The 13,007-nt window shown below is 28.8% G+C and carries 13 protein-coding genes; 4 read left to right on the top strand and 9 right to left on the bottom strand.

The genetic code is table 11. The annotated features are described in order from the left end of the window. Nucleotides 1-93: 93 nt before the first annotated feature. Both IPM32_05145 and IPM32_05150 read left to right on the top strand, forming a co-directional pair. Entirely contained in the window at nt 94-1,146 is a 1,053-nt protein-coding gene (locus tag IPM32_05145; GenBank protein ID MBK8944643.1) for a beta-lactamase family protein, read from the top strand. Between the two features lie 196 nt (nt 1,147-1,342). Beyond that, on the top strand, nt 1,343-2,416 hold the full coding sequence (locus tag IPM32_05150) for a family 43 glycosylhydrolase (protein ID MBK8944644.1): 1,074 nt from the start codon (nt 1,343-1,345) through the stop codon (nt 2,414-2,416). Between the two features lie 93 nt (nt 2,417-2,509). On the opposite strand, the gene IPM32_05155 is transcribed toward IPM32_05150, so the two are convergent. After that, a complete protein-coding gene (locus IPM32_05155; GenBank protein ID MBK8944645.1) occupies nt 2,510-3,631 on the bottom strand; it encodes a Gfo/Idh/MocA family oxidoreductase in 1,122 nt (373 codons plus the stop codon). A 126-nt stretch (nt 3,632-3,757) separates the two neighbouring features. Further along, on the bottom strand, nt 3,758-4,009 hold the full coding sequence (locus IPM32_05160; GenBank protein ID MBK8944646.1) for a GlsB/YeaQ/YmgE family stress response membrane protein: 252 nt from the start codon (nt 4,007-4,009) through the stop codon (nt 3,758-3,760). Between the two features lie 169 nt (nt 4,010-4,178). Between IPM32_05160 and IPM32_05165 the strand changes: the two genes are divergently transcribed. Together IPM32_05165 and IPM32_05170 are read left to right on the top strand one after the other, a co-directional pair. Further along, nucleotides 4,179-5,081, top strand: coding sequence for a carbon-nitrogen hydrolase (locus IPM32_05165; protein MBK8944647.1), 903 nt, complete (start codon nt 4,179-4,181; stop codon nt 5,079-5,081). After that, nucleotides 5,081-6,118 (top strand): agmatine deiminase family protein, encoded by a 1,038-nt coding sequence (locus tag IPM32_05170; GenBank protein MBK8944648.1) that lies wholly within the window; start codon nt 5,081-5,083, stop codon nt 6,116-6,118. The genes IPM32_05165 and IPM32_05170 overlap by 1 nt, the downstream gene beginning before the upstream one ends. A 4-nt stretch (nt 6,119-6,122) precedes the next feature. Here IPM32_05170 and IPM32_05175 read toward each other — a convergent pair whose 3' ends face one another. The 7 genes from IPM32_05175 to IPM32_05205 all read right to left on the bottom strand — a co-directional run bounded on the left by IPM32_05175 (nt 6,123) and on the right by IPM32_05205 (nt 12,761). Further along, the gene (locus IPM32_05175; GenBank protein MBK8944649.1) at nt 6,123-6,680 is read right to left on the bottom strand and encodes a TetR/AcrR family transcriptional regulator; all 558 of its coding nucleotides are present in this window, start codon (nt 6,678-6,680) and stop codon (nt 6,123-6,125) included. A 152-nt stretch (nt 6,681-6,832) separates the two neighbouring features. After that, nucleotides 6,833-7,474, bottom strand: coding sequence for a hypothetical protein (locus tag IPM32_05180; protein ID MBK8944650.1), 642 nt, complete (start codon nt 7,472-7,474; stop codon nt 6,833-6,835). 137 nt (nt 7,475-7,611) lie between these two features. Next, nucleotides 7,612-8,415 carry a DUF4249 domain-containing protein gene (locus tag IPM32_05185; GenBank protein MBK8944651.1) on the bottom strand — a complete coding sequence of 268 codons (804 nt, stop codon included), beginning with the start codon at nt 8,413-8,415 and terminating at the stop codon, nt 7,612-7,614. A gap of 103 nt (nt 8,416-8,518) precedes the next feature. Next, entirely contained in the window at nt 8,519-10,822 is a 2,304-nt protein-coding gene (locus tag IPM32_05190) for a TonB-dependent receptor (GenBank protein MBK8944652.1), read from the bottom strand. Between the two features lie 132 nt (nt 10,823-10,954). Further along, nucleotides 10,955-11,407 carry a hypothetical protein gene (locus tag IPM32_05195; protein ID MBK8944653.1) on the bottom strand — a complete coding sequence of 151 codons (453 nt, stop codon included), beginning with the start codon at nt 11,405-11,407 and terminating at the stop codon, nt 10,955-10,957. A gap of 32 nt (nt 11,408-11,439) precedes the next feature. Continuing rightward, the gene (locus tag IPM32_05200; protein MBK8944654.1) at nt 11,440-12,426 is read right to left on the bottom strand and encodes a Gfo/Idh/MocA family oxidoreductase; all 987 of its coding nucleotides are present in this window, start codon (nt 12,424-12,426) and stop codon (nt 11,440-11,442) included. Further along, complete coding sequence (locus tag IPM32_05205; protein ID MBK8944655.1) at nt 12,423-12,761, bottom strand: SdpI family protein; 339 nt, start codon at nt 12,759-12,761, stop codon at nt 12,423-12,425. The genes IPM32_05200 and IPM32_05205 overlap by 4 nt, the downstream gene beginning before the upstream one ends. Nucleotides 12,762-13,007: the final 246 nt, after the last annotated feature.

Genomic DNA, 13,007 nt, shown 5'->3' on the forward strand with positions numbered 1-13,007 from the left:
TAGATAAAATATCCCATAAACATTTTCACAAATTTCAATTTGGTTTTAATTCCAAAATAAAAGAGTTTTACAAAACAAATTTTACTTTAGAAAATGAAAAAAATATCAATCATACTCTTACTTCAAATAATTATAATTTCTTGCGGAACAATTTCCATGGAAAATAAAATTGATAATATTTTTTCTGAATTTCAGAATGAATTAACACCGGGAGTTTCCGTTTCGGTTTTGAAAGATGAAAAATTAGTTTATGAAAAATGTTTTGGCTTTGCAGATTTGGAAAATAAAATTTTAATTGAACCCAAAACTAATTTCAGATTAGCATCAATTACAAAACAGTTTACGGCTTTTTCAATTTTACTTCTGGAAAACGAAGGAAAACTTTCTTTGTCGGATTCGCTCACAAAATTCTTCCCGGAATTTCCGAAATATGGAAATATAATTTCCATCAAAAATATTTTGCAGCACACTTCCGGAATTTTAGATTATAAAGATTTTGTAAATGATGATTCAATTCAAGTTAAAGATAAAGATGTTTTACAAATTTTGATGAATCAAGATTCGACATATTTTGAGCCGGGAAAAAAGCATAGATATTCAAATTCCGGTTATGCAATTTTAGCATTAATTGTAGAAAAACTTTCCGGAAAAACTTTTGCAGAGTTTTTGAATGAAAGAATTTTCAAACCGTTAAAAATGAATAATTCAATCGCATACGAAAAAGGAATTTCGGAAATTCCCAATCGTGCTTTCGGTTATGTGAAAACGGATACAGGATTTGAATTTTCGGATCAAAGTTCAACAAGTGCAGTTTTGGGCGATGGTGGAATTTATTCATCAACAATTGATTTGCTTAAATGGAATGAAGAAGTTGAAAATCCAACACTTTTGCCAAAAGAAAAATTTGCACAATCTTTTGTAAAAGGAAAAAATAATAAAGGTGAAGAATTTGATTACGGATTTGGCTGGAGATTAGATCCGTACAAAAATTATAAAAGAATTTATCACACCGGAAGCACATGCGGGTTTTCGAACATTTATATGAAAATTCCGGAATTAGATTTAACGGTTATTATACTTATTAATATTAGAGATTACGATGCAAAAAAATATGCAGAACAAATTACTGATTTATTTATTGAATGATTAAACGCAAATGTAGCCGCAAGCTTCAGCTTGCGTAAAATAATAGTAAAAACAAAAATTTGTCATTTCGAATCTCAATGTTTTATATTGGGTGAGAAATCACTCAATTTTTAGATATCTCAGTCACAAAATACGTTCCTTCGATATGGCAATAATCAGTAATTATTCTTAAAAATGTGAACAAAAAGAAAATAATATGAACAACAAAACCTCATTTATATTTTGCATTTTGATAACCGTTTTAAATTTTGCGCAAGTAAATTTAACAGAAAATATTTCTAATAAATATTCCGGAAACCCAATAATTAAAGGTTGGTATGCAGATCCAGAAGCAGAAATATTTGAAAATAAATTTTGGATTTTCCCAACATTCTCTGATGAATTTGAAGGAAATTATATTCTATCAAATTTAACTACCGAGCAAATCGAGTTACAGAAAAACACAATAAATCAGCAATATCTAAAACAAACTTTTTTAGATGCTTTTTCTTCCGAAGATTTAATTAATTGGGAAAAACACTCACACATTTTGGATGTTGAAAATATTTCATGGGCAGCATATTCAATTTGGGCTCCATCAATATTTTATGATAATAAAAAATATTATCTTTTCTTCAGTGCGAATGATATTCAGAATGATATTAAAGTAGGCGGAATTGGCGTTGCGGTAAGTGAAAAACCGGAAGGACCATATTCTGACGCAATTGGAAAACCGTTAATAAATAAATTTTATAACGGCGCTCAACCAATTGACCAATTTGTTTTTAGAGATGATGACAGTACAATATATATGTATTACGGCGGATGGAAACATTGTAATGTTGTAAAACTCAGCCAAGATTTAACAAAATTAATTCCATTTAATAATGGTGAAATATTTAAAGAAATTACTCCGGAAAATTATGTTGAAGGTTCATTTTTATTTAAGCGAAATGGAAAGTATTATTTTATGTGGTCGGAAGGAGGTTGGACCGGTCCCGATTATAGTGTAGCTTATGCAATCGGAGATTCACCGATTGGTCCATTTAAAAGAATCGGAAAAATATTACAGCAAGATTCAACAATTGCAACGGGAGCGGGACATCATTCATGTTTCAAAATTCCCAATACTGATGAATGGTACATTTCATATCATCGCAGACCTTTAAATACAACGAATGGAAATCATAGAGAAGTTTGCATTGACAGAATGTACTTTGATGAAAATGGATTTATACTTCCAATCAAAATGTCTTTTGAAGGAGTTGAAAAAAGAGTAATTAAAAATTAGATCTAATTAATTATTTTTTCATCAAAGATTTATCCGCGAAAATCATAATAGATCAGTAAAATCTGCGTTCTATTTATTTTAAGATTTTTAAATTTATAACATAATTTTTGAATTAGTTCTAATTGATTCTTCAATTGCGTTAATAATTCTTACGTCTTTTAATCCTTCTTCACCGGTAACTTTTAAGGGTTTATTATCTCTAAACGAAATTGCCATTTCGTCCATTTGAACTGATTGTTGATTTTTCTCGGTAAATTGAATTGGTCCCTTAGAACTAATTCCCTTAATTCCTCTATAAGATGAAAAGGGATTTAAGCCAAACCAGCCAGTTCTTGCTTGAACATAAAGATTAGAAATTCCCAATCCAAAACTTCCCATACAATTTGCAATTACTCCACTCGGAAATAATAGTTGGAAAGTAACGGTTTCATCAATTTCTGTTAATTCATTTGGTCGCGAGTTATAGCTTTGAGCTGTTACTGAAATTGGTTCTTCGCCGGTTACATATCTTGCCGCATTCAATGAATAAACCCCAATATCTTGCATTGCACCGCCGCCCATTGCTTTTTTTGCCCGCCATGCATTTGTGTTTCCCATAAAAAATCCAGCACCGGCATTTATTGTAACCAAATTTCCAAATTCTTTTTCTCTCGCCATTCGGATAATTTCAATTGTATGCTGTTCGTATTGCATTCTGTAACCAATCGAAAGCCCAACATTATTTTCATTGCAAGCGTCAATCATTTCTTTGCATTCTTTCACATCCATTGCCATTGGCTTTTCGCAGATTACATGTTTTCCGGCTTTTGCCGCGCGGATTGTAAACTCTGCGTGCATTGAATTTGGCAAAACTACATATACAATTTTTATTTCATCGTTATTAATTATGTTATCAAAATTTTCATAATTGTAAATATTTTTTTGTAGAATATTGTATTTCTTTGACCATTCATCTGCTTTGGAAGGAGTTCCGGTAACAATTCCGGCAAGATAACATTCTTTAGTTTCTTGAAGCGCGGGAGCTAAATTATTTTTGCTGTAATTCCCAAGTCCAACGAGTGCAATTCCCATTTTATTATTTTTATCATTTAGAAAATTTTTATTCTTAAACAATGGCGAAGCAAAGCCAAATGAAAGTGCTCCGGCACCAATAGATACTTTTTTAATAAAATCTCTTCTTGAATTGTTAAAGGAATTTGAATTTTGGGAATTCATAATTTATCTCCATTCAATTAAAACTTATTTAAAAATAAGAATTGTTTTATTAAACTTAAGAGATAATTGAAGAAATATTAAAAGAAAAAAATGAGAGCATACAAAAATTATGTGCTCTCAAATTATTTATTTTGATTTAAATTTTCGATAAATGAAAAGTAAAATAATTGAACCAGCAATTGCCATTGCGAAACTTCTGAAATCAAATCCGGTAATATCTCCCAATCCTAGAAATGAACCAATAAAACCTCCGACAAAAGCTCCGGCAACACCAATTAAAATTGTAATTATCATACCGCCAGGATCTTTACCGGGCATAATGAATTTAGCAATTGCACCAGCTATCAACCCAAAAACTATCCAAGATAAAATTCCCATAAATTATTTCCTTTATTTTGTTTGAAATTGATAATTACTTTAAAACCTAATTATAAAATTATAATGTTTCGTTCAAAAATCAAGTTAATCGCAGAAACTATTACAAATTATAAAATTGAAAATAAAAAGTTTTTTTTATATTTCTTTCATTAAAGTTAGGGATTATAAAATGAGCAAAACAAAAAATAATAAATATACTATTGGACTTTTACAGCTTGCTTTTTCGTCTGATTTAAAAGATAACACAAAAAAAACTTTATCTTGGGTTGATAAAGCTGCAAATAAAGGCGCACAAGTTATTTGTCTGCCGGAACTTTACCGTTCACAATATTTTTGTCAGAAAGAAGATTCATCACTTTTTAATTTGGCGGAAACTGTTGATGGTCCTTCTGTAGCAGCATTTCAGAAATCTGCAAAGAAAAATAAAGTTTCGATAATTGTACCAATTTTTGAAAAACGCGCACCCGGAATTTATCATAACAGTAATGTAATTATTGATGCTGATGGTTCAGTTTTAGGAGTTTACAGAAAAATGCACATTCCCGATGATCCGGCATTTTATGAAAAATATTATTTCACTCCGGGCGATTTAGGATTTAAAACTTTCCAAACCAAATTCGGAAAAATTGGAACATTAATTTGCTGGGATCAATGGTTTCCGGAAGGTGCAAGATTAACAGCTTTAAAAGGTGCTGATGTTTTATTTTATCCCACCGCTATTGGCTGGCATCCATCCGAAAAAGAAAGATACGGAAAAGCTCAGCAAGATTCTTGGGTTACAATTCAAAGATCACACGCAATTGCAAACGGAGTTTATGTTGCTTCTGTAAACAGAATAGGATTTGAGAAAACTGTTAAAGAGCAAGACGGAATTATATTTTGGGGCTCATCATTTATTTGTGATCCTCAAGGAGTTTTTATAGCTAAAGCTTCTGAGGATAAAGAAGAAATTTTATTAGCAGAAATAGATTTAAATCATATTGAAACAATTAGAAGAAATTGGCCATTCTTGCGCGATAGAAGAATTGATGCATATGATGGAATTACAAAAAGATTTTTGGATGAAAAGTAATGAACAAAAATTTAAGATATCCGGCTGAGTGGGAAGAACATAAATCGACAATAATTTGCTGGCCTCACCAAAAAGAAGATTGGCCCGGAAAGTTCATGCCCATTCATTGGGTTTACACGGAAATTGTAAAATATTTATCACGCGGAGAATTTGTTAGAATAATTGTTCAATCAAAAAATCATCAAGAAAAAGTTAAAAATTATTTGCTTCGTGCAGAAATATTTTCAGAAAATATAGATTTTATAATTGCCAAATCTGATCGAGGCTGGATGCGTGATTCTTCGCCAGTATTTGTTAAAGTAGGAAATAAAACAAAAGCAATTGAGTTTACTTTTAATGGTTGGGCGAAATATTCAAATCATAAATTGGATAAAAAAATTCCGCAGATTTTAGCAAAACATTTAAATGTTGAAACTGAATCTGCAATTCACAAAAATAAAAATGTTGTTTTGGAAGGCGGTTCAATTGATATTAACGGAAACGGAACTTTATTAACAACAGAAGAATGTCTGCTTGATGAAAAAGTTCAAACTAGAAATCCCGGTTTTACGAAAAAAGATTATGAAGAAATTTTCAAAAAATATTTTGGAATTAAAAATGTAATTTGGTTGAAAAATGGAATTGCCGGAGATGATACACACGGACACGTTGATGATTTGGGCAGATTTGTAAATTCCAACACTTTATTAATTTGTAATGAAGAAAATTCATCCGATCAAAATTACACAAATTTAAAAAAAAATTTAGAAATTCTTGAAAATGTAAAATTAGAAAACGGTTCTAAACCCAATGTGGTTAAACTTCCGATGCCATCGCCAATTATTTTTGAAGGAATGCGACTTCCCGCAAGTTATGCAAATTTCTACATTTCGAATTACGCTGTTTTAGTCCCGACATTTAACGATCCTAATGACAGAATTGCTTTAAATATTATTAAAGAATTTTTTCCGGATAGAGAAGTAATAGGAATTCATTCCGTAGATTTGGTTTGGGGATTGGGAACAATCCACTGTTTAAGTCACGAAGAACCAGTTTAATTTTCTAACTCAAAATACTATCAATTTGTCTTTCAGTTATTTTGACGAAATCCGCATAACTTTCAGGATTAAATCTGTTCAAATAAAAAAGTAAAATTCCGATAGATAAATTTTTCAAAGATTCCATTTTTAAATCTGCAATTTCTTTTGTACAAATATTGTTTTCAATACAATAATTCCAATCTTCGTCGCAAAGTTTATCATAAAAATTATAGATAAAATTTATTGTTTGCTTTTTTTGACCAAGATCATTTGCTTTTTCAAGAAAGAACAATTCAAATATTCCCGGATATTGAACAAAATATTTCATATAAGATATTGTAACCTTTTTGATTCTATCTAAACCTTTTGGACTGGTTTGTGTTTCAATTTTTACAATGTCTACGCATTCCGATTGAAAATCTTTTACACATTCAAAAACAAGATCTTTTATATCTTTAAAATAATTATAGAGTGTTGCATAAGAATAACCAGCTTCTTTTGCAATATTTCTAACATTTACGGTTTTTAAACCCTCGCTCTTTAGTATTTTTTTTGTTGCTTGAATGAAATAACTTTTCATTCTTTCTTCTTGAATTATTTTGTTGTCCATGATCATTGTTAATATGTTTATCAAAGTTTATTTAATTAACAATGTTAATATAATGAACAACAATCATTTATGCAATTTATTTTTTTAAGAATGTTATAATATTTAAGAATTTCTAAAATGGACTATTTACTTAAAATAAAACCATTAATTTTAGAAAGCTTATTCATTTTCAAACCTTTTTCAATTATGGTTTTATATTTTTCTTGAGCTTCAGAAATTGTTATATTACCTTTCAAAGTTTCATCAAGATTTCCATCAGCATTGTTATCCACAAAAACCGAAATTTTATATTCAATAATTTTAAACTTTTCCTTTATTGAAAATTGATTAAAATGAGCACTTTTAATAGATGAAAAACTTTTTATTTCATAAATGGTATTATTTTCAATAAAAGAAAATGTAGTATTTCCCAAATCAATTTGATTAACTTTTCCTTGCTTTTCTAATGCATCAAGACAATAATCGTAAATATTTTGTGCTGTAGAAATTGAGATTTCACCATTAATTACTTCATCAATAATTCTGTCTTGATTCAAATCTGCAGCAATGAAATTAGAGCCGATAATCTGATTGCATGACTTAGGATTATTTGGACAATAAGCTGATCTTAAAACGTAATTTTGACCGGAATAATTAAATTTAAATTCTGAAACGCGCATTTCTGATGAACTTGCACATCCAATTATTAAATAAGAAATTAGGCAGATTAAAAAAAATGGAACAACTTTAGAAAGAAATTCTTTTTTGTTTTTTGAAGTTTTCATTTTATCATCTCCTATTTTAACTTCCATTCAAGGAGAGAAGTATTTAGTTTTGTTTCTATGATATAATTTAACAGATTGGCAAACAAATGCAAGAGTTTTATGTCTTTTTTTGCAAATTATTTTTAAATAAAAATCAATTATTTCAAAACAATTGATTTTTCAGAAATTGTAAAAGCGCTGAAATATCCTAATGCATTATTATTCCAATTTGTTTCCGGGTTTGCCGGCGCAGAAGATCCAAATGGACCGCCTCTTGAATTTGCACTCCGAAGAGTCTTTAAATATATGTGAGTTGCTTCATCTATTGAGTGAAGTTCCAAATTAATTTTATCACCGGACTTAAATTCTTCTTCATCATCAAAATTAAAAAAGAAAAAATCAATATAATTTCCGTTTGTTAGTCTATCATCATAAAGAAAAATTCCATCAAGTCTTTTATCGTTTTTGTAAACAACAAATCTTGCATAATCTTTTTTATTTGGATCATCTTTAAAATGCACATGAAGTTCAAGGAAATTTTTATCTTTATTGAACGGACGTGATTCAAGTAAATAAGAAAGACTATCAATAATAATTGTTTTTGGAACCGAAGAAACAGCTGAATAATTTTTATCAATATAATTAACACTTATTAAATATTCATTTTCCGGAATTGCGATTAAATTTTGATGAAAATATTTTCCGGGTGAAATTTCCGAAAGTAAAAATTCTTCAGTATTATTTACTGAAATTTTAACTTCTGCGTTTGAAATATTTTCATAGTTTCCTGGATTATAAAAATCGGTTGATTTAATAATTTGAACAAAATTTTTTTCAAGAGAATTTGTTAAATTTGCTTCAATTACAATTGCTGGATCGGCAGAATTTAAATCAAGTTCTATAACTTCTTCACAACTGTGAAAAATCAATGCAAAAAATATTAATAAAAATTTATTTTTCATTTATATTATTCCAATACAAAACATGATAAAGTTTTTTTCTATTTAAAATATTTTGATTTTTTTCTAACCTTTCACTTTTCACATTTTTCGTTTCACATTTTTATCAAAATCTAAAATTAAAAGTTATTGATGGAACAATTGAAAACAATGCCAATTTTATAGCTTGTGTTTTTGTGGGATCATTTTCATCTTCTTCAAAAGTAATTCTGAAAGCGTTTTCTCTTGCATAAACATTATACGCTGAAATTGATAAACTCATTTCTTTTTCGTTTGAGCGATTAAAATAATAAGTTGCCCCTATATCAAGTCTATGATAATCCGGCATTCTGTAACCATTTCTTTCCGTGTATAAATTTATTGTTTGTCCATCAATCTCATATTTTCCACTTGGAAAAGTTGCCGCAAGTCCGGTATAATAAATCCAATTTGCAGATAACGACCAATTATCATTTAAATTATAAATTCCAACCAAAGCAACATCGTGAGTTCTATCTTGTCTTGCGGGAAAACTTTTTCCATTATTAATTTTTGCAAATTTTCTTTCTGTTGTTGATAATGTGTAACTAATCCATCCGGTAAACTTTCCAACTTTTTTTTCAAAATAAAATTCAGCTCCGTAAGACCATCCATCACCAAATACTAATTGAGATTCAATAAATTCATTTAAGAAAATATCAGCGCCGTTTTTATATTCAATTAAATTTTGCATATCTTTATAATAAATTTCGATAGAAGACTCATAAGCGTTGTTGCTAAAGTTTTTGAAAAATCCAAAAGAAATTAAATCGGAAACTTCAGGTTTAACAGTTGATGTGCTTGGCTGCCAAATATCTAAAGGTGTAGATGTAGATGCTGTTGAAAGAAGATGAATATTTTGAGTATTTCTTGCATAGCCTAATTTTATTGAACTTGTTTCATTTAATAAATAATTTGCAGAAAATCTTGGTTCAAGAAAATTAAAAGATTTGATTAATTCACCGCTGGTATAATTTTTTGTATTGATTAAATTTCCATCTTCATCAAAAGAATAAACTTTTCCGCTTCCAATCAAATTGAAAGATGAATATCTAATTCCGTAATTAAGTTTAAATATTTCATTTAAATTCCACTCGTGACCAAAATAAAAATTGCTCTCAATTGCGTAATTATTTTCAATTTTTTTTGAATTGAAATTTGTATTTCCGGTAACAGAAATTTCACCAGGAAGAAATGTGTGATATATTCCGTTTAGTCCAAATTTAAAAGTATTCTTTGTATTAAAGTAATATTGAAAATCTTGTTCAAAATTTATATCACGTATTCCCGAGCTTACTGTTGTTGATTGTTCGGCATCTTCAATATTTATATCATAATTATAATCACTGTAAATTAATGTTGAATTGGAAAAAAGTTTTTCGTTAAAAATATGATTCCATCTTAAAGTTGCAGTGGTGTTTCCCCAATCAAATCCAAACTCATCATTAAAATTAAAAATGTCTCTTCCATTATAACCAGAAAGATAAATTCTATCAGACTCACCAAGTATATAATTTATTTTTCCGTTAAAATCATAAAAATATAATGCAGAGTTTTTCAGTTCGTCATCTCCGAAAAGCGGGAAGAATAAATCTGCATAAGTTCTTCTACCAGCAAAAATAAATGAACCGTTATTTTCAGAAATTGGTCCTTCAACAGTTAATCGCGATGATATTAATCCAATTCCTCCATAGGCTGAATAATTTTTTGTGCTTCCGTCTTTCATTGAAATATCCAGCACAGAGCTTAATCTTCCGCCGTATTCTGGTCCACTTATACCCTTTATAATTTTTGCACTTTTTATTGCATCGGAATTAAAGACGGAGAAAAAACCCATTAAATGTGAAGCATTATAAACCGGAGCTTCATCAAGAATTATTAAGTTCTGATCTGCAGATCCGCCGCGTACAATAAATCCGCTGTTACCTTCGCCCGCAGAAGAAACTCCCGGCAGAAGTTGTATTGTTTTTAAAATATCTTTTTCGCCAAAAATAACCGGAACTTTTTCAATTTCTTTCGGAACAATTTCAGTTGTTCCCATTTGGGTTGATTTAACATTTTCATCAGCTTTTTTATCAGAAACAACAACTTCATCTAAATTGAAAGATGAACTTTTAAGTTGAATATTCTGTTTGATATTCTCGGATAAATTTAATTCAAGAGTTTGTTTTTCAAATCCAACAAAACTTATTTCTACATTATATTTTCCGGAGGGAATAGTGAGTGAAAAAAATCCATATTCGTTTGAAGCCGCTCCAACACTTAATTCTTTAACAAAAATATTTGCACCAATTAAAGTTTCACCGGAGTTGGAATCAAAAATAAATCCGCTTAACGTAAATGATTTTGTTTGAGCATATTGATTTATTTGAAGAAGAATTAAAAATGTAATAACAAAAATGTTTCGCAAATAAATTATTCTCTAATTTTTTTTATGTGAAGTTAGAGAATTTAATTTTAAGAAATTGTTAAATATGCAGAGAAAAAGAATTGCCCTTTTTACAATTTCAAGATGCAGAAATTTTTAATTACGAATGGAAGTTTGAGCATTTTCCACTTTTTTATTTAACAAAACTATTGAGATTACAAATATTAAAACCAGCATTACTAAAACACCTATTTCAATCATAAAGTTTTGAAAAAATTCATGTTCATAGGATGTTTCAACACTTATAATCAATATTCTTCGTATAGAAGCGATTAATCCAACAATCAAAAATGGTTCGGCGCAAAGAGTATGGTTTTTAATTGAAATTCTGACCGTGTACATAATTTCAATTATCATTATTAACAATAGGGTTTTTGCAATAATTTCTATTATTACTTCAACGGAATTTGGAGAGTTAAAGTAGTGTGAAATTGTATTTATTTCATCGTAAATCAACAGAACAGAACCGGTAATTAAAAACAAAATTATTATTCCATAAATTATTGTTTCAACAAATTCAATTACTCTTTCTGGTTTAAGCTGTATCATTTTTATCTCACAAATTGTTGATAAAAAAAATTTTATTCAAAGGAATATTTTAAACCAATTGATTTCCGTATATCATCCATAAGCTTCATATTTGATAAAGTTCTTTCATGAGACATTTCATCACTTTGTAATTTACCAGTTTTTATGCAATCCATAGCTTCTTCAATCTGATATTCAAAACCGGTTGCGCGAAAAGGTCTTTCCTCGGTAATTTCACTTTCGTTAATATATAATGTGGCTTTTGTTGCAGCCCAAAACATGCAATGAATTATTATATGTCCTTTTGATCCATAAATTATAAATGAATTTTCGTTTTGTGAAATTAAATTGCAACTAAATTGTGAAATTATTCCATTTCCATAATTCAAATTCACTGCAGTCATTTCATCAACATTCGTTTCACCCAAATAACCACTTGCGGAAAACGAGATTGGATCTTTTCTTAAAACCCATTGTGATACAGCAATTGAGTAAATTCCCAAATCTATTAAAGCGCCTCCGGCTAATTGGTGATTGAAAAATCTATCATCCAAATTTCTTTCAAAGGCATAACCAAATGTTGAAGTTAATAATTTTATTTCTCCAATTAAATTTTCATCAAGCCAATTTCTCACAACCTTGTAAATGGGAAGAAAACGAGTCCACATTGCTTCCATAATAAAAACATTATTTTCTTTTGCTAAATCAAATAATTTTTTAGCTTCGTTAAAATTTATAGTTAAAGGTTTTTCGCACAAAACTGGTTTACCAGCTTTTAATGTAAGCCAAGCTTGTTCAAAATGAAATGGGTGAGGAGTTGCAATATAAACAGCATCTATTTTCGGATCATTAACTAATTCTTCGTAAGAATTGTAAATATTAATAATTCCATAATTATCTGCAAAAACTTTAGCTCTATCTTTGTTTCTGCTTGCAACCGCATAAACATTAGTGTTTTCAAGTACTTCAACTGCTTTTGCAAAATTATTTGCAATTCTGCCGGGACCAATAATTCCCCAATTAAAATTTTTATTAATCATAAACTCTCAAATTTATTTGCATATTTTATTGATAAAACAATTATTAAAATTGATCCGCCGATTAAAAATGCGAGTAAAATAAAAATTGTATAAACTTCATCAATGAATGGAAAATAATATAAAATTACGGATAACAATGAAAGTAATATTCCGAAGAAAAATAGATATCTCCCGGCTCTTTCGTTTACTTCATACCAAACCGCTTCGCTTTCCATTGTTTGCGGAAGCCGAATTCCATACCAATTATTTATTTTAATTTTTCTTTTAATCAATGGAATTGAAATAACAGAAAAAATTATTCCGGTAATAAAAAATGTAATTAAACTCGTAATCATTTTTTTAATTAGAAAATTATAAATTAAAATTACAACAATTACCAAATCTTTATATACAAATTTCTTGAATTAAAAATTATAATAACATATTTTTTATTTCAATAAATAGCCAAGTAAACAAACCGAATTATGATTGCCTAAAAATAATTTTATTAAGCAAATTGCTTTCTAAAATTACATCAAAAAAAAAAATTAGATAGTTCGAAATAACTATCCTAAAAGTAAACTATAATTTTTTGGAGAAAT

This window comes from Ignavibacteriota bacterium (assembly GCA_016716225.1).
In the GTDB taxonomy this organism is placed as follows: Bacteria; Bacteroidota; Ignavibacteria; order Ignavibacteriales; family Melioribacteraceae.

Excerpts from the sequence above, each read along its gene's own strand:
- IPM32_05145 (MBK8944643.1), top strand. The coding sequence starts at position 94 with ATGAAAAAAATATCAATCATACTCTTACTTCAAATAATTATAATTTCT.
- IPM32_05150 (MBK8944644.1), top strand. The coding sequence starts at position 1,343 with ATGAACAACAAAACCTCATTTATATTTTGCATTTTGATAACCGTTTTA.
- IPM32_05155 (MBK8944645.1), bottom strand. The coding sequence starts at position 3,631 with ATGAATTCCCAAAATTCAAATTCCTTTAACAATTCAAGAAGAGATTTT.
- IPM32_05160 (MBK8944646.1), bottom strand. The coding sequence starts at position 4,009 with ATGGGAATTTTATCTTGGATAGTTTTTGGGTTGATAGCTGGTGCAATT.
- IPM32_05165 (MBK8944647.1), top strand. The coding sequence starts at position 4,179 with ATGAGCAAAACAAAAAATAATAAATATACTATTGGACTTTTACAGCTT.
- IPM32_05170 (MBK8944648.1), top strand. The coding sequence starts at position 5,081 with ATGAACAAAAATTTAAGATATCCGGCTGAGTGGGAAGAACATAAATCG.
- IPM32_05175 (MBK8944649.1), bottom strand. The coding sequence starts at position 6,680 with ATGAAAAGTTATTTCATTCAAGCAACAAAAAAAATACTAAAGAGCGAG.
- IPM32_05180 (MBK8944650.1), bottom strand. The coding sequence starts at position 7,474 with ATGAAAACTTCAAAAAACAAAAAAGAATTTCTTTCTAAAGTTGTTCCA.
- IPM32_05185 (MBK8944651.1), bottom strand. The coding sequence starts at position 8,415 with ATGAAAAATAAATTTTTATTAATATTTTTTGCATTGATTTTTCACAGT.
- IPM32_05195 (MBK8944653.1), bottom strand. The coding sequence starts at position 11,407 with ATGATACAGCTTAAACCAGAAAGAGTAATTGAATTTGTTGAAACAATA.
- IPM32_05200 (MBK8944654.1), bottom strand. The coding sequence starts at position 12,426 with ATGATTAATAAAAATTTTAATTGGGGAATTATTGGTCCCGGCAGAATT.
- IPM32_05205 (MBK8944655.1), bottom strand. The coding sequence starts at position 12,761 with ATGATTACGAGTTTAATTACATTTTTTATTACCGGAATAATTTTTTCT.